19 protein-coding genes and 1 riboswitch are annotated in these 20,098 nt (G+C 69.3%); of the genes, 11 read left to right on the forward strand and 8 right to left on the reverse strand.

Annotated features, from left to right (window positions below):
• A partial coding sequence (locus tag GUY60_RS06550) for a cation:proton antiporter domain-containing protein (protein WP_187369946.1) occupies positions 1 to 525 on the reverse strand: 525 nt, incomplete at its 3' end.
• A gap of 73 nt (positions 526 to 598) precedes the next feature.
• Between GUY60_RS06550 and GUY60_RS06555 the strand changes: the two genes are divergently transcribed.
• From GUY60_RS06555 to GUY60_RS06565, 3 genes are all read left to right on the forward strand, one after another.
• Complete coding sequence (locus GUY60_RS06555) at positions 599 to 859, forward strand: UBP-type zinc finger domain-containing protein (protein ID WP_161694746.1); 261 nt, start codon at positions 599 to 601, stop codon at positions 857 to 859.
• Between the two features lie 301 nt (positions 860 to 1,160).
• Entirely contained in the window at positions 1,161 to 1,574 is a 414-nt protein-coding gene (locus GUY60_RS06560; RefSeq protein ID WP_161694748.1) for an ATP-binding protein, read from the forward strand.
• A 47-nt stretch (positions 1,575 to 1,621) separates the two neighbouring features.
• Complete coding sequence (locus tag GUY60_RS06565) at positions 1,622 to 2,575, forward strand: RNA polymerase sigma factor SigF (RefSeq protein WP_188132217.1); 954 nt, start codon at positions 1,622 to 1,624, stop codon at positions 2,573 to 2,575.
• 55 nt (positions 2,576 to 2,630) lie between these two features.
• Here the strand turns inward: GUY60_RS06565 and GUY60_RS06570 are convergent, their stop codons facing one another.
• A complete protein-coding gene (locus tag GUY60_RS06570; RefSeq protein WP_312866205.1) occupies positions 2,631 to 3,059 on the reverse strand; it encodes a hypothetical protein in 429 nt (142 codons plus the stop codon).
• A gap of 93 nt (positions 3,060 to 3,152) precedes the next feature.
• Here GUY60_RS06570 and GUY60_RS06575 point away from each other — a divergent pair, with 93 nt between their 5' ends.
• A complete protein-coding gene (locus tag GUY60_RS06575) occupies positions 3,153 to 4,121 on the forward strand; it encodes a diacylglycerol/lipid kinase family protein (RefSeq protein ID WP_161694754.1) in 969 nt (322 codons plus the stop codon).
• Positions 4,122 to 4,438: 317 nt separating this feature from the next.
• The gene (locus GUY60_RS06580; protein ID WP_040248489.1) at positions 4,439 to 4,696 is read left to right on the forward strand and encodes a WhiB family transcriptional regulator; all 258 of its coding nucleotides are present in this window, start codon (positions 4,439 to 4,441) and stop codon (positions 4,694 to 4,696) included.
• Positions 4,697 to 4,998: 302 nt separating this feature from the next.
• Here the strand turns inward: GUY60_RS06580 and GUY60_RS06585 are convergent, their stop codons facing one another.
• The gene (locus GUY60_RS06585) at positions 4,999 to 6,465 is read right to left on the reverse strand and encodes a sensor histidine kinase (protein ID WP_161694800.1); all 1,467 of its coding nucleotides are present in this window, start codon (positions 6,463 to 6,465) and stop codon (positions 4,999 to 5,001) included.
• Between the two features lie 418 nt (positions 6,466 to 6,883).
• Complete coding sequence (locus GUY60_RS06590; RefSeq protein ID WP_161694756.1) at positions 6,884 to 7,609, reverse strand: TetR/AcrR family transcriptional regulator; 726 nt, start codon at positions 7,607 to 7,609, stop codon at positions 6,884 to 6,886.
• A 330-nt stretch (positions 7,610 to 7,939) separates the two neighbouring features.
• Here GUY60_RS06590 and nagB point away from each other — a divergent pair, with 330 nt between their 5' ends.
• Positions 7,940 to 8,725, forward strand: coding sequence for a glucosamine-6-phosphate deaminase (gene nagB / locus GUY60_RS06595; protein ID WP_161694758.1), 786 nt, complete (start codon positions 7,940 to 7,942; stop codon positions 8,723 to 8,725).
• Between the two features lie 70 nt (positions 8,726 to 8,795).
• Here the strand turns inward: nagB and GUY60_RS06600 are convergent, their stop codons facing one another.
• From GUY60_RS06600 to GUY60_RS06615, 4 genes are all read right to left on the reverse strand, one after another.
• Positions 8,796 to 10,301: a glycoside hydrolase family 3 protein gene (locus tag GUY60_RS06600; protein WP_161694760.1), complete on the reverse strand. Its 1,506-nt coding sequence runs from the start codon at positions 10,299 to 10,301 to the stop codon at positions 8,796 to 8,798.
• A 10-nt stretch (positions 10,302 to 10,311) separates the two neighbouring features.
• Positions 10,312 to 11,157: a carbohydrate ABC transporter permease gene (locus GUY60_RS06605; protein WP_312866206.1), complete on the reverse strand. Its 846-nt coding sequence runs from the start codon at positions 11,155 to 11,157 to the stop codon at positions 10,312 to 10,314.
• Positions 11,154 to 12,146, reverse strand: a complete 993-nt coding sequence (locus GUY60_RS06610; RefSeq protein WP_161694762.1) for a carbohydrate ABC transporter permease — start codon at positions 12,144 to 12,146, stop codon at positions 11,154 to 11,156. Before GUY60_RS06610 ends, GUY60_RS06605 begins: the two co-directional genes overlap by 4 nt.
• A 93-nt stretch (positions 12,147 to 12,239) precedes the next feature.
• On the reverse strand, positions 12,240 to 13,508 hold the full coding sequence (locus GUY60_RS06615; RefSeq protein ID WP_161694764.1) for an extracellular solute-binding protein: 1,269 nt from the start codon (positions 13,506 to 13,508) through the stop codon (positions 12,240 to 12,242).
• A gap of 363 nt (positions 13,509 to 13,871) precedes the next feature.
• Between GUY60_RS06615 and GUY60_RS06620 the strand changes: the two genes are divergently transcribed.
• From GUY60_RS06620 to GUY60_RS06640, 5 genes are all read left to right on the forward strand, one after another.
• A complete protein-coding gene (locus GUY60_RS06620) occupies positions 13,872 to 14,666 on the forward strand; it encodes a GntR family transcriptional regulator (RefSeq protein WP_188132215.1) in 795 nt (264 codons plus the stop codon).
• Between the two features lie 255 nt (positions 14,667 to 14,921).
• Positions 14,922 to 17,102 (forward strand): carbon starvation CstA family protein, encoded by a 2,181-nt coding sequence (locus GUY60_RS06625; RefSeq protein ID WP_161694766.1) that lies wholly within the window; start codon positions 14,922 to 14,924, stop codon positions 17,100 to 17,102.
• Complete coding sequence (locus tag GUY60_RS38805; RefSeq protein ID WP_161694768.1) at positions 17,099 to 17,299, forward strand: YbdD/YjiX family protein; 201 nt, start codon at positions 17,099 to 17,101, stop codon at positions 17,297 to 17,299. The genes GUY60_RS06625 and GUY60_RS38805 overlap by 4 nt, the downstream gene beginning before the upstream one ends.
• Before the next feature lie 114 nt (positions 17,300 to 17,413).
• Complete coding sequence (locus GUY60_RS06635) at positions 17,414 to 19,672, forward strand: carbon starvation CstA family protein (RefSeq protein WP_161694770.1); 2,259 nt, start codon at positions 17,414 to 17,416, stop codon at positions 19,670 to 19,672.
• Positions 19,672 to 19,860: a YbdD/YjiX family protein gene (locus GUY60_RS06640; RefSeq protein WP_161694772.1), complete on the forward strand. Its 189-nt coding sequence runs from the start codon at positions 19,672 to 19,674 to the stop codon at positions 19,858 to 19,860. Before GUY60_RS06635 ends, GUY60_RS06640 begins: the two co-directional genes overlap by 1 nt.
• Before the next feature lie 101 nt (positions 19,861 to 19,961).
• Positions 19,962 to 20,091, forward strand: a riboswitch (cobalamin riboswitch).
• The last annotated feature ends 7 nt before the right edge of the window (positions 20,092 to 20,098 follow it).

Genomic DNA, 20,098 nt, shown 5'->3' on the forward strand with positions numbered 1-20,098 from the left:
CGCCCAACTGGCGCCATCACCGACCGCCGCGGCGAGCGCCACCTTGTAGGCGGTGATCGCGGTGGCGTCGTTCACCAGCGACTCGCCCTGCAGGATCGTGGTGATCCGCGAGGGCAGTCCGACCCGGCGCGCGATGGCCGTCGCCGCGACGGCGTCCGGCGGCGCGATCACCGCCCCGAGCACGAGCGCCGCCGTGAGCGGCAGACCGGGCACGATCAGATACACCGCGTAGCCGACCACCAGCGTCGCGAACAGCACGTAACCGACGGAAAGCAGCGCCACCGGCCGCCAGTTGGCCCGCAGATCGAGATACGAACTCTCCACACCGGCCGTGTAGAGCAGCGGCGGCAGCAACAGCGGCAGAACGACCTGCGGATCCAGCTCGTACGCGGGCACGCCGGGCACGTACGAGATCACCAGACCGGCGGCGACCAGCAGCAGCGGCGCCGGAACCGGGGTGCGGCGGGCCACCCCGGCCACCACGGCACTGCCCGCGACCAACAACAGCAACGGCAAGGCATGCATCGGCTCGGGCCCGTCCCCTTCGGCACGTGCACGTCCAAGTGCACTGTCACAGGTGCGTCGTAACCTGGCCATCATGAACGAGTGCTCGCACCTCCCCCTGCTGCCGCACCCCGAACCCGCACCGCTGACCTCGACCTGCCCCGAGTGCCTGGCGGTCGGCAGCCACCCGGTGCAGCTGCGCCTGTGCCTGAGCTGCGGGCACATAGGCTGCTGCGACTCGTCGCCGTACCGACACGCTTCGGCACACTTCAAGGAGACCGGCCACCCGGTGATGCGCACCTTCGAACCGGGGCAGGACTGGCGCTGGTGCTTCGAGGACGGCGTACTCGTCTAGTGACAACGGACAGTGACCGGCCGAGGAGCGCCTCCGGGCGGTTCGACCGCCCCGGACCTGGGTACGTCAACCCGGCGCGCGCTCTTTCCAATTGGACCCGCGCAACCCCTAGCCACTGTCCGTACCGAACGACTTACTATGAGTGAACAGACGGGCTTGGGGTCCGCGGGACACAGAGCGCCGGAGCGCGATAGCGTCACCTGCTGAACACACAGCGCAGCACCCGTGCGACGCTGTGCCGGAACGCCGCCGAGCGGCGGGCCGGAACCCCGAACGTGCTTGTACCACCTTGGAGGTGAGGGTGTCCCAGATCGCAGGCGAGCCCGGGACTCAGGACTTCGTGGAAGTCCGGCTGCCGGCTGCGGGTGCCTACCTTTCGGTGCTGCGGACGGCCACGGCCGGCCTCGCGGCGCGTCTTGACTTCACCTTGGACGAGATCGAGGACCTGCGCATCGCGGTCGACGAGGCCTGCGCGATCCTGCTGCAGCAGGCCGTGCCCGGCTCGGTGCTCAGCTGTGTCTTCCGCCTCGTCGACGACTCCCTCGAGGTCACGGTCTCGGCGCCCACGACCGACGGCCGGGCCCCTGAGCGTGACACCTTTGCCTGGACTGTCCTGTCAGCCCTCGCGGGCAAGGTCGACTCCACGGTCGCCGACGACAAGACCGTCTCGATCAGCCTGTACAAACAGCGCGGCGCGGGACCCGGGCCGGCGTGAGGGACGGGGACGGGCCGGTGCGTGACGAAGAGCGCAGCACATCGAGTCTGCCCGCCGCGAACGCCGACGGCAGCGGCGGAGAGTCCCGGGCGCGACGCGCCACGGGCATCCCCGAACAACAGGCCAGGCCGCACCCGGAAGAACCGGGCACCACGGAGCAGGCACAGCGCGACGACAGGGGCGAGCGCCAGGTCGGCGAGGGGCGACGGGCGGGACACATGACAGAGCACGGGCACCACCACGATCCGCAGGACCGCAGCGGCGCGCGAGCCATGTTCATCGAGCTCCGCAAGCTGCCCGACAGCAGCCCGGAGTACGCGGAACTGCGCAACCAGCTGGTCCGCATGCACCTGCCCCTGGTCGAGCACCTGGCCCGCCGCTTCCGCAACCGCGGCGAACCGCTGGACGACCTGACCCAGGTGGCCACCATCGGCCTGATCAAGTCGGTGGACCGCTTCGACCCGGAGCGCGGCGTCGAGTTCTCGACGTACGCGACACCCACCGTCGTCGGCGAGATCAAGCGCCACTTCCGCGACAAGGGCTGGGCGGTGCGCGTACCGCGCCGGCTGCAGGAGCTGCGTCTCGCCCTGACCACCGCCACCGCCGAGCTCTCCCAGCAGCACGGCCGCTCCCCCACGGTGCACGAGCTGGCCGAGCGGCTGAGCATCTCCGAGGAGGAGGTCCTGGAGGGCCTGGAGTCGGCGAACGCCTACTCCACGCTGTCCCTGGACGTCCCGGACACCGACGACGAGTCCCCCGCGGTCGCGGACACCCTGGGCTCGGAGGACGAGGCGCTTGAGGGCGTCGAGTACCGCGAGTCCCTGAAGCCGCTCCTCGAGGACCTTCCACCCCGCGAGAAGCGCATCCTGCTGCTCCGCTTCTTCGGGAACATGACGCAGTCGCAGATCGCCCAGGAGGTCGGCATCTCCCAGATGCACGTCTCCCGGCTGCTCGCCCGCACCCTCGCCCAGCTGCGCGAACGACTGCTCGTCGAGGAGTGACAAGCTCTCCGACGCGAACGAGACGTACGACAGGTCGTACGACGGGCCGGGCGCGCTAAGCGGCGTCGCGCGGCCCGATGCCCAGCGCCTTGGTCGTCTCCGGGTTCACCAGCAGCACCAGCGACGTCACCGCGACCACGGCGAGCGCGATGCCGCCCGGGATGGCGACGCTGTTCGTCTGCAGCAGCTGCCAGGCCACCGGCAGCGCCATGATCTGCGTGATGACCGCAGGGCCGCGGCTCCAGCTCCGCAGCTTGAACAGACCCCGCGCGGCGATCAGCGGCAGCAGCGCAAGCGCGATCATGGTGAGCCCACCGGTCACCGCGGACCGCATGTCGCCCGCGTCCCCGACCAGCCCCTGCACGGCCAGGTATCCGCCCACGGCGACGAGCACAAGCCCTTCGAGCGCGGCGAGCGCCGCGGCGGCGGTCAGTCGCCCGGGACGCGGGCCTTCGGAGTTCTGGGTCTGCTCAGCACTGCTCACCCATGCAGGGTAGCCCCGCACCCCGGCCTCACCGGGGGCCAGGTGCGGACCTGGGTCTGGGTCACGTAAAGAGCGATGGGTACGCTGCTCCGCATGCGTGCACTTCTCGTGGTCAACCCGGCAGCCACCACCACCAGTGCCCGCACGCGGGACGTACTGATCCACGCGCTCGCCAGCGAGATGAAGCTCGAGGCGGTGACCACGGAGTACCGCGGTCACGCCCGCGACCTGGGCCGGCAGGCCGCGGAGAGCAAGGACATCGAGCTGGTCGTCGCCCTCGGCGGCGACGGCACCGTCAACGAGGTCGTGAACGGCCTCCTGCACAACGGCCCGAACCTAGACTCCCTGCCGGGCCTCGCGGTGGTCCCCGGTGGCTCCACCAACGTCTTCGCCCGCGCCCTCGGTCTGCCCAACGATCCCGTCGAGGCGACCGGCGCCCTGCTCGACGCCCTCCGCACCGGCAGCCGGCGCACGGTCGGCCTCGGTCTGGCCGCGGGCACGCCGGGCACGGAGGACGAAGGGGTTCCGGAGCGCTGGTTCACTTTCTGCGCGGGCCTCGGCTTCGACGCGAGCGTGATCGGCCGGGTCGAGAAGGAACGCGAGCGCGGCAGGCGTTCGACACATGCGCTCTATGTGCGACAGATGGTCCGCCAATTCCTCGACGAACAGCACCGCAGGAATGGCACGATCACCCTCGGTCGCCCCGGCGAAGAAGAACTCGACGATCTTGTGCTGGCCATAGTGTGCAATACCTCGCCGTGGACCTACCTGGGCAATCGCCCGGTGTACGCGTCCCCGCAGGCATCCTTCGACACCGGCCTTGACGTGCTCGGACTCAAGAAACTGTCGACCCCGGCGATGGCCCGTTACGCGACCCAGCTGCTGACCTCGACACCCGACCGCGGACCGCACGGAAAGCACGCGGCCACCCTGCACGATCTGACGGACTTCACCTTGCAATCAAAGGTCCCGCTGCCCTTCCAGATGGACGGTGACCACCTGGGGCTCCGTACGAGCGTGACGTTCACAGGCGTACGCCGTGCACTGCGTGTGATTGTGTGAGTGGAAGGGCCCTAAGTCCTTTCAGTCGAACGTTTAGACCAGCCTCCACCCCATGGAAGTACGGCTGTGACCTAGCCGACACCGAGGAATCAAAAAAAACTTTCCGGAAGGGGTTGTATCCGCCGCCGAGGTTTGCGAATCTCTTCTTGGCGCTCAGGACGGCCCGCAACACCGGCCCCACAGAGAGCCCGAACCCCCTCTCTCACACAGGACCTACACCAGGCGACTGGTGGCTGGCCCTTCCCTTGCGGGGGGATTCGTGAAAGCGTTCACATTCACAAGCAACCTGCATGTAATACCAAGGAGAGGTAGCAGCCATGGACTGGCGTCACAACGCCGTTTGCCGCGAGGAAGACCCCGAGCTCTTCTTCCCCATCGGCAACACCGGTCCTGCGCTGCTGCAGATCGAGGAAGCCAAGGCCGTCTGCCGCCGCTGCCCCGTCGTGGAGCAGTGCCTGCAGTGGGCGCTCGAGTCCGGCCAGGACTCCGGCGTCTGGGGTGGCCTCAGCGAGGACGAGCGTCGCGCAATGAAGCGCCGCGCCGCCCGCAACCGGGCCCGCCAGGCCAGCGCCTGACACCCACGCCCCGAACGGCCTGAGCCCGGCGGCGCGTACGGCGAGTACGCATCTCCCGCCCCCGAGCCGCAGCGCGCAGTACCCCCCGATGCGCTCAGCAACGTGAGCTTTGAGCCCCGGACCCACCAAGGTCCGGGGCTTACTGCTGTGTGCGCTTAGTGCTGTGTGCGCTTGCTGCCGTGCGGGGCTCGCTGCTGTGCGGGGCTTGCCGCTGTGTGCTGCGACACATCGCGGGAGGTCAACCGGCTTACGGGTAAGTCGAGTTGATGCGGCGAGGGCACAGTGCCCCTCGCCGCCCGTGCCTACTTGTCGCCGCGCACCGGGATGTCGAGGATGACCTGGGTGCCGCGCTCGGGTGCGGGGACCATGTCGAACGTGCCCCCCAACTCGCCTTCCACCAAGGTCCGTACGATCTGCAGGCCCAGGTTGCCGGTGCGGTGCGGGTCGAAGTCGGCGGGCAGGCCGACGCCGTCGTCCTGGACGGTGATGAGGAGGCGGGCGTCCTTCCGCGTACCCCCACGGACCGCGGAGACCTCGACCGTGCCGTGGTCGCCTTCGCGGAAGCCGTGCTCCAGGGCGTTCTGCAAGACCTCGGTGAGGACCATCGACAGCGGGGTGGCGACCTCGGCGTCGAGGATGCCGAAGCGTCCGCTGCGGCGACCGGTGACCTTGCCCGGGGAGATCTCGGCGACCATCGCGAGGACCCGGTCGGCGATCTCGTCGAACTCGACGCGCTCGTCGAGGTTCTGCGACAGCGTCTCGTGCACGATCGCGATGGAACCCACGCGACGCACGGCCTCTTCGAGCGCGGCGCGGCCGCGGTCGGAGTCGATCCGGCGGGCCTGCAGGCGGAGCAGGGCGGCGACCGTCTGCAGATTGTTCTTCACCCGGTGGTGGATCTCCCGGATGGTGGCGTCCTTGGTGATCAACTCGCGCTCGCGGCGGCGCAGTTCGGTCACGTCGCGCAGCAGTACGAGGGAGCCGATCCGGGTGCCCTTGGGCTTGAGCGGGATGGCGCGGAGTTGGATCACGCCGTCGTCGCCCTCGACCTCCGTCTCGCGCGGCGCCCAGCCGCTGGCCAGCTTGACCAGCGCTTCGTCCACGGGGCCGCGGGAGGGAGCGAGTTCGGCGGTGGCCCGGCCGAGGTGGTGGCCGACCAGGTCGGCGGCGAGGCCAAGGCGGTGGTACGCGGACAGGGCGTTCGGCGAGGCGTACTGCACGATGCCGTCGGCGTCGAGACGGATCAGGCCGTCGCCCACGCGCGGTGACGCGTCCATGTCGACCTGCTGACCGGGGAACGGGAAGGACCCTGCGGCGATCATCTGCGCGAGGTCGGAGGCGCTCTGGAGGTACGTCAGCTCCAGGCGGCTCGGTGTGCGGACCGTGAGCAGGTTGGTGTTGCGGGCGATGACGCCGAGGACGCGGCCCTCGCGGCGCACGGGGATCGACTCGACGCGGACCGGCACCTCCTCGCGCCACTCCGGATCGCCCTCGCGCACGATGCGGCCCTCGTCGAGCGCGGCGTCGAGCAGGGGGCGCCGGCCGCGGGGGACGAGGTGGCCGACCATGTCGTCCTGGTACGAGGTCGGGCCGGTGTTGGGGCGCATCTGGGCGACCGACACATAGCGCGTGCCGTCGCGGGTGGGCACCCACAGGACCAGGTCCGCGAAGGAGAGGTCGGAGAGCAGCTGCCACTCCGAGACCAGCAGGTGCAGCCACTCGAGGTCGGTGTCACCGAGGGCTGTGTGCTGGCGTACGAGTTCGTTCATGGAGGGCACGTGTGCGAGCGTACCTGCCGCCTCGGACAGCGCCGACCTCGTAGGGCGCGCCGGTTCCGGGCCTGAAAACACCCGCGGGCCGCGGCACCTGAGAGGGACCCTCAACCCTCTCGGCACCGCAGCCCGGAGCTGTTCCGGCCGTCGGGTGTGCGGTTCCCGTGCGGCCGAGAGGCTCCGACGCGGTCAGGGCAGAGAGCGTCGGGCGCCTCACTCCGCTCTTCTGTGCGGGAAGAGCGGAAGCTTTACCAGTGCATTGTGGACTAGACCATTCTCGGATGTCCATGCGTGGGTAGATGTTTGTTCTCCTGCGCCGCCTCAACGGCCATCTGCCCCTGCGGCTTTCTACCTCTGCGGCAGCCCGCGCCGCAATGAGTCGCACCCTCACATCTTGCGCCCTGTCCCCTACCGCTCACGGGGCGGGGGGCCATGCGGCCATCGCGAGGTCGGCTACGCGCTCCAGCTCCTCTTGGGTGGCACCGTCCCTGGCCTGCTGCGACATGCCCTGGAAGACGGCTGCCGTGTAGCGGGCGAGGGCTCCGGGATCGCAGTCCGCGGGCAGTTCGCGGGCCGCTACTCCGGCGCGGATACGAGACTCGAACGTGCTGATGTTGGCCTCGCGCCGCTCCCGCAGGGTCTGTTCGACCTCGGGGGTCGTGCAGTTGGTGGCGGCGTGGATGACGAGGCAGCCGTGCGGGCGGCCGGGGGCGGCGAACTCGGCGGCCGCCTCGTGCAGCATCCGGCCCAGGGCGGCTCGGGCGGTGGGTTCCTCGTCGAGAGCGCGCGTGCCGAAGGAGCCGTACGAGTCGACGTATGTCTCCAGGACCTCTTCGAAGAGGGTGCGCTTGTCGCCGAAGGCGGCGTAGAGGCTGGGGGGTCCGATACCCATGGCGCGGGTGAGGTCGGAGACGGACGTCGCTTCGTAGCCCCGCTCCCAGAAGGTCCAGATCGCTTGGCGGAGGGCCTTCTCGCGGTCGAAGGAGCGCGGGCGCCCACGCTGCTTCGCCGGGCCTGCGGCGGGATCCTTGACGTTCTTCTTCGCGGGCTCCGCCGCTACCGCCTTCGCCGCCGCGGCGTCCGCGGATCTCTCCGTCGCCGCCGGGGTCGTGCGTCGCTTCGCTGCCGGGTTCGCCACCATGGAGTGAATTGTATAGCGGACACTAGAAAATCTGGGCGAGATCGGGCTACGGTTCTTTTTGTAGCGACCGCTAGGGAAATGGAGCTCATGACATGTGGACCGAAGACCGGCGGACCCCTGCCACCCCCTCGCGCACCCTTCCGACTCGCACCTCCGGCGGCTCGGGTGTGGAGTGGTCGGGGGTGGATCGCGGAGCGCCCGAGGGGCGAAGAGTGGCGCCGAGAGAGGTGTCGAGTTCCGGCGGCGGGGCGGGGGTTGCTCTGTTAGATTGGTCTATACCACCATGACCAACGCGTGCACTATCCACTACCTCAGATCGGCAGGCCCAGCGTGGAAGTTGTCATCGTCAAGGACGCCAAGGCGGGCGGAGAGCTCATCGCGGGGGCCATCGTGGACCTGCTCGCCCGCAAGCCCGACGCGCTGCTCGGCGTGGCCACCGGATCGACCCCGCTGCCCATCTACGACGCCCTGATCGCCAAGGTGCGGGGCGGCGGCGTGGACGCGTCGCGGGCGCGGATCTGCCAGCTCGACGAGTATGTGGGGCTGCCCGCCGGGCATCCGGAGTCGTACCGCGCGACCGTGCTCCGTCAGGTGGTCGAGCCGCTCGGACTGCCCGCGGACCAGTTCATGGGGCCGGACGGCAGCGCCGAGGACGTGCAGGCGGCGTGCGAGGCGTACGACAAGGCGCTGGCCGGGGCCGGCGGGGTGGACCTGCAGATCCTCGGGATCGGGACCGACGGGCACATCGGGTTCAACGAGCCGTGCTCCTCGCTCGCCTCGCGTACGCGGATCAAGACGCTGATCGAGCAGACCCGGATCGACAACGCGCGCTTCTTCGACGACGACATCGACCAGGTGCCGCACCACGTGATCACCCAGGGCATCGGGACCATCCTGGACGCCCGCCATCTGGTGCTGCTCGCCACCGGTGAGGGCAAGGCGGAGGCCGTGGCGCAGACCGTCGAGGGGCCGGTGTCCTCGCTGGTGCCCGCGTCGGCGCTGCAGTTGCACCCGCACGCCACGGTCGTGGTGGACGAGGCGGCGGCGTCCAAGCTGAAGCTGGCGGACTACTTCCGGCACGCCTTCGACAACAAGCCCTCCTGGCAGGGGATTTGATCGGCTGAGACGGCGAAGGCGCCGGGGTCGGCGGACTGGCCCGGCGCCTTCGTACCTGCTGCGGTGGGGTTCAGTGGTCCGTGCCGAGCAGGGCCTCCGCTGCCGCTACCGCGCACACTCGGGCCGCGCCGTAGGTGGCGATGTGTACGGCGCCGCGTGGGGGTGCCTGGGGGACGCCCATCTCGACGACCACCGTGTCCGGGCGGGCGGTGAGCAGGGCGTCCAGGGTGGCCGCCATCCACGGGTGGCGGTGGGCGTCGCGGACGACGGCGACGATGCGGCGTCCGCCGGCCGCGGTGAGGATGTCGGCGGGGTCGGACTCGGCCGCGTAGCTGCCGGTCTCGGTGCCGGGGAGCAGGCGGGTGAGTTCGGCGGCGACGCCCCAGGGGGTCTCGTCCCCGACGGCGATGTTGGCCATCGGGGTGAGTGCGGCGACGAAGGCCGGTGCGGTGAGCAGCGGGTGCTCGGCGTCGACGGTGACCGCGAGGGCGCGGCGGGCCGCGATCTGGCCGATGTCGCGGCCGACACCGCTCTCGACGCGTACCGCCGTGGTCGTCCACTCCCCCAGGGCGCGCACCCGGGCGGCGGCGTCGGCGAGGCGTTCCTCGGGGAGTTCGCCGCTGCGGACGGCGGCGACGAGGGCGTCACGGAGCCGTAGGACGGTCTCCTCGTCGGCGAGGCCGCCGCCGACGCAGATCGCGTCGGCGCCTGCGGCGAGGGCGAGGACGCTGCCGCGTTCGATGCCGTAGGTGGAGGAGATGGCCTGCATCTCCATGCCGTCGGTGACGATCAGGCCGTCGAAGTTCAGTTCCTCGCGGAGCAGGCCCGTCAGGATGCGGCGGGAGAGCGTCGCGGGGCGGTCCGGGTCGAGGGCCGGGAGCAGGATGTGGGCGCTCATCACGGCCTTGGTGCCGGCGGTGATGGCGGCGCGGAAGGGGGCCAACTCCCGTTCGCGCAGCACGTCGAGGCTCGCGTCGATGCGCGGCAGCGAGTGGTGCGAGTCCACGGCGGTGTCGCCGTGGCCGGGGAAGTGCTTGGTGCAGGCGGCCACACCGGCGGCCTGGAGGCCCTTGACGTACGCGGCGGTGTGCCGGGCGACCAGGTCCCGGTCGGCGCCGAAGGAGCGGACGCCGATGACCGGGTTGTCGGGGTTGGAGTTGACATCGGCGGACGGCGCCCAGTTGAGGTTGACGCCGCAGGTGGCGAGGCGACGGCCGAGTTCGGCGGCGACGTCGCGGGTGAGGATCGGGTCGTCGACGGCGCCGAGGGCGTGGTTGCCGGGGAAGGAGGAGCCGGAGCGGACCTCGAGGCGGGTGACGTCGCCGCCCTCCTCGTCGATGGCCACCAGCACGTCTTCGCGTTCGGCGCGCAACTGGGCGGTGAGGGCGGCGAGTTGATGAGGGGAGGCGATGTTGCGGCCGAACAGGCCGACCGAGTGCAGGCCTTCGCCGATGCGGCGGAGCAGCCACTCGGGCGCGGTGGTGCCGACGAAGCCCGGCTGGAGGACGGCCAGGGCGTCGCGGGCGAGCCCGTCTTTCGCGTTGGATCCGGTGGTGGCTCGGGTGGGTGTCGTCATACGGCGGGGGTTATCCCTTCACGGCGCCTGCGGTGAGGCCGCTGACGGCCTTGCGCTGCAGGAAGAGGAAGAGGAGCAGGATCGGGATGGCGAAGAGGGAGGAGGCGGCCATGGTGGCGCCCCAGTCGTCGCCGAACACGGTCTGGAACTTGGAGATCCACAGGGGCAGGGTCTGGGCCTCGGCCTGCTTGTTGAGGATCAGCACCATCGGGAACTCGTTCCAGGCGGTGATGAAGCCGAAGAGGGAGGTCGCCATCAGGCCGGGGGCGAGCAGCGGCAGGATGACCTTGATGAAGGCCTGGGGTCTGCTGCAGCCGTCGACCATCGCCGACTCCTCCAGGTCCTTGGGGATGGCCCCGACGAAGCCGCGGAGCGTGAGCAGCGTGAAGGGCAGCACCATCATCATGTAGAAGAGGGTGAGCGGGACGAGGCTGTTGAGCATGTCGGCGTCGCGGACCAGCATGTAGATCGCGATGACCATGACTTCCCAGGGCGCCATCTGCGCGAGCATGAAGGCGATGATGAAGCCGCGGCGCCCCTTGAACCGCATCCGGGCCAGGGCGAACGACGCGAGCAGCGCGATGACCAGGGAGAACAGCACCGCGAGCCCGGTCACGGTGACCGAATTCCGTACCAGGGTCCAGAAGTTGTCGGCGGTGACGGCGGTCTGGAAGTGCTCGAAGGTGAAGTCGAGGGGGAACCAGACGGGGTCCTCGCTGATGATGTCGCCGGTCGGTTTGAAGGCCGTGGCGAACATCCAGTAGACGGGGAAGACGAAGACGAGGGTCAGCACGGTGGCCAGGGCGTTGGGCCAGATCCGGCGCAGCCGCGACGCGGTGGATCGGGAGCGGCTCACAGCTCGTCCTCCTCTTGCTTGAGCACGATGCGAAGGTAGTACGAGGTCAGGGCGAGCAGGATCACGATGGTGAGCAGCGCGATGGCGGAGCCCATGCCGAAGTGCTGGTTGCCGAAGCCCTCGATGTACGCGTAGACGGGCAGGATCTCGGTGAGCCGGTCCGGGCCGCCCTCGTTGATCGCGAAGACCTGGGTGAAGGCCTTGAAGACCCAGATGACCTCCAGGAACGTGGTCGCGAGGAGGAAGGGCCGCAAGAACGGCATGGTGACCGAGGTGAAGCTCGTCCACGCGCCGGCGCCGTCGAGCGAGGCGGCCTCGTAGAGCTCCTTGGGGATGGTGGTGGTGGCCGCGTACAGGTTGATCGCCACGAACGGGATGGACTGCCAGACGATGAGCAGGGTGACCACGGCGAAGGTGGAGAACTGCGTGCCGAGCCAGTTGTGGTCGGCCATCGAGTGGAAGCCGAGCTTGTCGAGCACCCAGTTGACGACGCCGAAGCGCTGGGCGAACAGCCACTGGAAGACGGTGGTGCCGGCGATCGGCGGCATGGCCCAGGCGAGGACGAGGCCGATGAGCAGGGTCAGCCGCATCTTGCTGCCGAGCCGGGCGAGCAGCAGCCCGACCAGGGTGCCGAAGATCATGATGAGTACGACATTGGCGCCGGTGAACAGGACGGAGCGGACGGCGACCCGCCAGAACTCCGAACTGGCAAGCACCTCGGCGTAGTTGTCGATGCCGTTCCACTCGGTGAGGTGCTGGATCAGCTGCCTCATGTTGAGGTTCTGGAACGACAGGAGCCCGTTCTTGACCAGCGGCCAGCCGAGCAGCAGCAGGGTCGCCGCGAGGGCGGGGAACAGCAGCAGATAGGGCGCGAGTGCGGTGGTGCGGGCCCGTGCCGCCGCTGTCCTGCGCGGCGCCCGCCGTTCACCGCCGTCCGCCTTGAGGACCTCCGCCGGGCGGGAGTCCGGGCGTTCGGTCTGCACGGTCATGCTCGCCATCTCTTTCGTACGAGAGCTTTCCGGTGCGGCAGTGGCGCGCCGGGGGCGGGGCGGGGAGGCCGGTGCCCGTCCCCGGCGCGTGGGTCACTGCTTCTGCGCGAGGCGCTTGTTGAACTCGCCCTCGACCTGCTTGGCGGCGGCGGCGTGCGACTTACCGTTCAGGACCGCGGTCATGTAGGTCTTGATCGGGTTCGGCGGGTTCTCCACGGCGGCCCACTCGGGGATCAGCGGGGTGGTGCCGCCGCCGGCGACGGCGGGAGCGGCGGCCTCGCCGGCGGGCTGGCCCTGGAGGTTCTTCTGCAGCGACTCCTTGTTGGGGATGACGCCGAGTTCCTTGGAGAGCTGGCCCTCGAACTTGTCGGAGAGCGCGATCTTCAGGAACTCCTTGGCGAGTTCCTGCTTCTCGCTGCCCGCGGCGACGGCGAGGTTGGAGCCGCCGAGGAAGACGCCTTCCGGCTTGTCCGCGGTGTCGCCCGGGATCGTGAAGTAGCCGATGTCCTTCTCGATCTTCGGGTTGGCCTTGATGGCGATGCCGGATTCCCAGCCCATGCCGATGAAGGCGCCGGTCTTGCCCTTGGCGAAGACCTCACCCTGCTGCGGGGTGGCCTCGTCCTTGTCCTTGGGGGCGGTGGAGTACGAGGCGTACTTCTTGTAGATGTCCATGGCCTCGCCGACCTTGGGGTCCGCGAGGTTGGAGACCCACTTGTCGCCCTTCTTCTTGACCAGTTCGGCGCCGGTGCCGATGGTCAGGCCGTCGAAGAAGTACCAGTTCTGGCCGGGCATGTAGACGGGCTCGGCCTTGCCCTTGGCCTTGATCTTGTCGAAGGCCTCGAAGAGTTCGGCGCGGGTCTCGGGGATGCCGGTGACGCCGGCTTCCTTGAAGACCCGCTTGTTGTAGACGACGACGCGGTTGGCGGCGAACCAGGGGGCGGCGTACTGCTTACCGTCGAAGACCGAGGGCTCGTTGAGGGTCTCGGTCCAGTCGGCGCCGATGGACTTCTTGAGGTCCTCCAGTTCGGCGAGGCCTCCGGTCTGCGCGTACGCCGGGGTCTGGGTGTTGCCGATCTCGAAGACGTCGGGCGGGTTCTCCTCGGAGAGGGCGGTGGTCAGCTTCTGCTGAATGCCGTTCCACTGCTGGATCTCGACCTTGAGCTTGGCGCCGGTCTTCTTCTCGAAGGCCGCCTTCACGTCCTTGGACCAGCCGTCGGGAGTGGAACCGTCCATGGCCCACACGGTCAGCGTCTGGCCCTTGAACCCGTCCGCCCCCGTGCTCTTGCCGTCGTCCGAACCGCAGGCCGCGACCGACACCAACATGCCCGCTGCACCGATCGCGGCTATGAGCTTGCGCTTCACGTCACCCTCCTCAGGGATGCCACCAACCCCCCACCCACTTCGGCGACATGTGGCAGTGCACTGTTCGTGGGACTGGGACCTGGTCTTTAATGGTGTAGACCAGTACGGGGAGCTTGGCCTAGACCTTTAGGGGTGTCAAGGGTGTATAAGAGGGGTCCCGCATCCCGTTACCTGACCGACACCTGAGGGAGAGCGACAGGTCGCGGCCGGGCCGTGCCACGATGTGAGCCGCGACAGACGGAGGAGCCGGTGACGGCAGCAGCACAGGAGCCGCAGCGGGGAACCGCGCGCAGGCGGTCCCCCCTGACGGGGTCCGAGGGAGCGGCGAAGAGGGGCGGGGCCTCTCGGACAGATGGGCAGGGCATGGGCACCGAGACGAGCAGCACGGAGAACGGCACGGGCATCGCGTCCGCGGAGACGCGCGAGCCGCAGGCCGCGACCCGTACCGCACGCGTGCCCAAGTACTACCGGCTCAAGAAGCACTTGCTCGACATGACGGAGACGCTGCCGCCCGGCACGCCCGTACCGCCCGAGCGCACGCTGGCCGCCGAGTTCGACACCTCCCGCACCACCGTGCGCCAGGCCCTTCAGGAACTGGTCGTCGAGGGGCGCCTGGAGCGGATCCAGGGCAAGGGCACGTTCGTGGCCAAGCCCAAGGTGTCCCAGACGCTCCAACTCACCTCGTACACCGAGGACATGCGCGCGCAAGGGCTCGAACCCGCCTCGCAGCTCCTCGACATCGGGTACGTCACGGCCGACGACCGGCTCGCCGAGCTGCTCGACATCGCCGCCGGCGGCCGGGTGCTCCGTATCCAGCGGCTCCGCCTCGCGAACGGCGAGCCGATGGCGATCGAGACCACCCATCTCTCCGCCAAGCGCTTCCCCGCGCTGCGCCGCTCCCTGGTCAAGTACACCTCGCTCTACACGGCGTTGGCCGAGGTGTACGGCATCCACCTCGCCGAGGCCGAGGAGACCATCGAGACCTCCCTCGCCACCCCGACCGAGGCGGCGCTGCTCGGTACGGACGTGGGGCTGCCGATGCTGATGCTGTCCCGGCACTCTGTCGACGCGGAGGGCCAGCCGGTGGAGTGGGTGCGGTCCGTGTACCGCGGCGACCGGTACAAGTTCGTCGCTCGCTTGCAGCGGCCGCAGGGGTAAGTCTTTACGTGGGGGGTGCGCACCGGGGTTGTGCGCCCGCACCGTCGGCTCGGAACCGTCGATCGCCCTTCGGGCTCGTCCTCAATCGCCGGACGGGCTGAATTCCGAACGCTGGCGGGCTGGTTGAAGCCGGACGGGCTGATTTGAAGCGCCAGGCGGGCTGGACGATGCCGGACGGGCTGAGACTGCCCCCTGGTGCGGCACCACTTCCTGCTCTACGTTCCTCCCGTCGTCGCATGAACGGGAGGAACCCCGGTGCGTACCGCAAGCCCCAGAACCATCCTCGTCTGGACGCTCGTCGCGCTGGTCGGTGCGGCCGGGTGGAGTGTGCTCGCGTTGTCCCGCGGTGAGGAGGTGTCGGCCGCCTGGATGGTGGCCGCGGCCCTCGGCTCGTACGCCATCGCGTACCGCTTCTACGCGAAGTTCATCGTGCACCGGGTGCTCAAGGTCGACCGGACCCGCGCCACCCCGGCCGAACGGCTCGACAACGGGATCGACTTCCACCCCACCGACCGGCGCGTGCTGCTCGGGCACCACTTCGCGGCCATCGCGGGGGCGGGGCCGCTCGTCGGTCCGGTGCTCGCCGCGCAGATGGGGTACCTGCCGGGCACCGTCTGGATCATCGTCGGCGTGATCTTCGCGGGCGCCGTACAGGACATGGTGGTGCTGTTCTTCTCGACCCGGCGCGACGGCCGTTCGCTCGGGCAGATGGCGCGTGAGGAGATCGGCCCGTTCGGCGGCGCCGCGGCGCTCGTCGCCACCTTCGTCATCATGATCATCCTGCTCGGGGTGCTCGCCCTGGTGATCGTGAACGCGCTCGCCGAGTCGCCCTGGGGCACCTTCTCCATCGCGATGACCCTTCCGATCGCCCTGTTCATGGGCTTCTACCTGCGGGTCCTTCGGCCGGGGCGGGTCTCCGAGGTCACCCTCATCGGGGTCTCGCTGCTGCTGCTCGCGATCGTCGCGGGCCGCTGGGTGGCCGAGTCCGCGCTCGCCGACACCTTCACCCTCGAACCGGCCACGCTGGTCGTGTGGTTGGTCGCGTACGGCTTCGTCGCGTCCGTCCTTCCGGTGTGGATGCTGCTTGCGCCGCGCGACTACCTGTCGACGTTCATGAAGGTCGGCACGATCGTGCTGCTCGCGCTCGGGGTGGTGGTCTCGCTGCCCACGCTGAAGATGGACCCGGTCACGGAGTTCGCGGGGCGCGGGGACGGGCCGGTGTTCGCCGGTTCGCTCTTTCCGTTCGTCTTCATCACCATCGCCTGCGGCGCCCTCTCCGGTTTCCACGCGCTGATCTCCTCCGGTACGACGCCGAAGATGATCCAGAAGGAGACGCAGATCCGGATGATCGGCTACGGCTCCATGCTCATGGAGTCGTCCGTGGCCGTGATGGCGCTGATCGCGGCGAGCATCATCGACCCGGGCCTGTACTTCGCGATGAACGCGCCCGCCGGGGTCATCGGCGACAGCGTGCAGAGCGCGTCCGAGGCCGTGGCGAACTTCGGGTACTCCATCACTCCCGAGGAGTTGGCGCTTGCGGCGAAGAGTGTCGAGGAGGCCTCCCTGCTGTCCCGTACGGGTGGGGCGCCGACCCTCGCCGTCGGGGTCTCGGAGATTTTCTCGACGGTCACCGGGGGCGGCCTGAAGGCGTTCTGGTACCACTTCGCGATCATGTTCGAGGCGCTGTTCATCCTGACCGCGCTCGACGCGGGCACGCGCGTGGGGCGGTTCATGCTCCAGGACATGCTCGGCAACGTCCACAAGCCGTTCCGGAACGTGAGTTGGAAGCCGGGTCTGCTGCTCACCAGCGCCGCGGTGACCGGCCTGTGGGGGTACTTCCTCTGGGTCGGCGTGCACGAGCCGCTCGGCGGGATCAACCAGCTGTTCCCGGTCTTCGGCATCGCCAACCAGCTCCTCGCCGCCGTCGCGCTCGCCGTCTGCACCACGCTCCTGGTGAAGTCCGGACGCCTCAAGTGGGCCTGGATCACCGCCGTTCCGCTCGCCTGGGACGCCACGGTCACACTCACCGCGAGCTGGCAGAAGGTGTTCTCCAGCGACCCGCGCGTCGGCTTCTTCGAGCAGCGCGCGATCTACCAGGACGCCATCGACGCGGGCAAGGTGCTGCCGCCCGCCAAGTCCATGGACGACATGCACACCGTCGTCACCAACTCCACCGTCGACGGCGTCCTCGCGGCCCTGCTCGCCCTGCTCGTCCTCGTCGTGATCGCCGACGCCACCCGGGTCTGCGTACGGCACCTGCGCGACCCCGCCGCCTCCCGGCTCAGCGAAGTGCCGTACGTGAAGTCGGAGTTGACCGTGCCGGACGGGATCTGGGCCACCAAGGCGGAGAAGGCCGAGCAGGCCGCCCTCGCCACGGCCGCCCCAGCCGCCCCACCCTCCGGCCCCGACTCCGCCCGCACGGACGGCGAACCGTGACCGGCCGGGGCCCGCGCTGGTGGCGGGCGGTGCGCTGGTACGTACGCGAGTTCACCGACGAGTCGGCGTACGACCGCTATGTGGCGCACGCGCGCAAGGACCATCCGTGCGCCGCCGTGATGTCGCGGCGCGCCTTCGAACGGAAGCGGACGGACCGCCAGGAGTCGGACCCGCGGCAGGGTTTCCGCTGCTGCTGACGGGTCGAAAGCGCATTTCGTGGCCGTACCGATATGCGGACAGGGGGTGACTCATGGCGAGACGGTCGCCTAGATTTCCAGCGCATTACAAGGGGATCTAGGGACGGAGCCAGCATGCCGGAGTCGGCGCCCGCGACGGCGCGGAGCACGCGAAGAATCACGCCCAAGTCGATCGTCATCTGGACACTCGTCGCCCTGGTCGGCGCCGTGGGCTGGGGGGTACTCGCCCTCTCGCGCGGTGAGGAGATCTCCGCCGCCTGGGTGCTCGCCGCGGCGCTCGGCTCGTACGCCATCGCGTACCGCTTCTACTCGAAGTTCATCGCCGACAAGGTGCTGAAGGTCGACAAGACCCGCGCCACTCCGGCCGAACGCCTCGACAACGGCGTGGACTTCCACCCCACCGACCGGCGCGTGCTCTTCGGCCACCACTTCGCGGCCATCGCCGGCGCCGGACCGCTCGTCGGTCCCGTACTCGCCGCGCAGATGGGATACCTCCCCGGGACCATCTGGATCGTCGCGGGCGTGATCTTCGCGGGTGCCGTGCAGGACATGGTCACGCTGTTCTTCTCCACCCGCCGCGACGGGCGTTCGCTCGGGCAGATGGCGCGGGACGAGATCGGGCCGTTCGGCGGCGCCGCCGCCCTGGTCGCGGTCTTCGCCATCATGATCATCCTGCTCGCGGTGCTCGCCCTGGTCATCGTGAACGCCCTGGCGCACTCGCCCTGGGGTGTCTTCTCCATCGCGATGACCATTCCGATCGCCCTGTTCATGGGCTTCTACCTGCGCATACTGCGGCCCGGCCGGGTCACCGAGGTCTCCGTCATCGGCGTCGCGCTGCTGCTGCTCGCGATCGTCTCCGGCAGCTGGGTCGCGGACTCCTCACTCGCCGACACCTTCACCCTCGAACCAGGCACCCTGGTCATCTGGATGGTGGTGTACGGGTTCCTCGCCTCGGTGCTTCCGGTGTGGATGCTGCTCGCGCCGCGCGACTACCTGTCGACCTTCATGAAGGTCGGCACGATCGTGCTGCTCGCCCTCGGCGTCGTCATCGCGCTGCCGAACCTGAAGATGCCCGCCGTCACCGAGTTCGCGACCAGCGGCACCGGTCCTGTCTTCGCCGGTTCGCTCTTCCCGTTCGTCTTCATCACCATCGCCTGCGGCGCCCTCTCCGGCTTCCACGCCCTGGTCTCCTCGGGCACCACCCCGAAGATGATCCAGAAGGAGACCCAGGTCCGCCTGGTCGGCTACGGCTCCATGCTCACCGAGTCGTTCGTCGCGATCATGGCGGTCATCGCGGCCTGCATCATCGAGCCCGGCCTGTTCTTCGCGGTCAACTCGCCCGCGGGCTTCCTCGGCACCACCGTCGACTCCGCCTCGCAGGCGGTGCACAGCCTCGGATTCTCCATCTCCCCCGAGGAGTTGACGGCAGCCGCCAAGGCCGTCGAGGAGCCCACGCTGCTCTCCAAGACCGGTGGCGCCCCGACGTTCGCGCTCGGTATGTCGGAGATCTTCTCCGCGGTGATCGGCGGTGCCGGGCTCAAGGCGTTCTGGTACCACTTCGCGATCATGTTCGAGGCGCTGTTCATCCTGACCACCGTCGACGCCGGTACCCGCGTCGGCCGCTTCATGCTCCAGGACACCCTCGGCAACGTGTGGAAGCCGCTGCGCGACGTCTCCTGGAAACCGGGCGTCTGGCTCACCAGCGCCGTGGTCGTCGGCGGCTGGGGCTACTTCCTCTGGGTCGGCGTGCACGACCCGCTCGGCGGCATCAACCAGCTGTTCCCGCTCTTCGGCATCGCGAACCAGCTCCTCGCCGCCGTCGCGCTCGCCGTCTGCACCACGCTGCTCATCAAGTCCGGACGCCTCAAGTGGGCCTGGGTGACGGCCGTTCCGCTGTTCTGGGACGTGGCCGTGACGCTGACCGCGAGCTGGCAGAAGATCTTCTCGGACGACCCGAAGGTCGGCTTCTTCGCCCAGCGTTCCGTGTACCAGGACGGCATCGACGCGGGCAAGGTGCTGCCGCCCGCCAAGTCCATGGACGACATGTCGACCGTGGTCACCAACTCCACGGTCGACGGCGTGCTTTCGGTGCTGTTCGCGGTCCTCATCCTGATCGTCCTCGCCGACGCGACCCGCGTCTGCGTCAAGGCCATCCGCAACCCCGGGACGGCGAAGCTCTCCGAGACGCCGTACGTCGAGTCCAAGGTGGTCGCCCCGGCCGGGCTCTGGGCCACCAAGGAGGAGAAGGCGGAGCTCGCGGCCGTGGGTGCGGCCGCCTCGTCCGGTGACGGCTCGGGCCCCTCGGGCGACAGCGACGGTGACGGCGACAGTGACGGTACCGGCGGCGTGCGCGTCGGCACCGGGGCACGCTGATGAACTCCCTTGCGGCACAGGTCCGTTACTGGTGGCGCGAGCTGTCCGGGGAGGCGGTGTACGACCGGTACGTCGCCCACACCCGGGCCTGCTCGCCCGACGCGGAGATCCTGAGCCGGCGCGCGTTCGAACGGCAACGCATGGACGCGCGCGAGGCGGACCCACGCGAGGGTTTCCGCTGCTGCTGAGCGCCGACGCTCACTTCGAGGGGCGGTACGGGACCACGGTCCCGTACCGCCCCTTCGTCGTACGACACAACATATGGGGGCACCCACAAGCATCGCCCACCACATGTATGCTCGTCCTCGCTGTCGCCGCAGGGGAATCCGGTGCGAATCCGGAACTGTCCCGCAACGGTGTATCGGTGCGCTTTTGCGTACCTGTCGAGTCCGAAGACCTGCCGACGGCGCACCCGTACCGTCCGGT

This window comes from Streptomyces boluensis (genome assembly GCF_009908195.1).
Lineage (GTDB): Bacteria > Actinomycetota > Actinomycetes > Streptomycetales > Streptomycetaceae > Streptomyces > Streptomyces boluensis.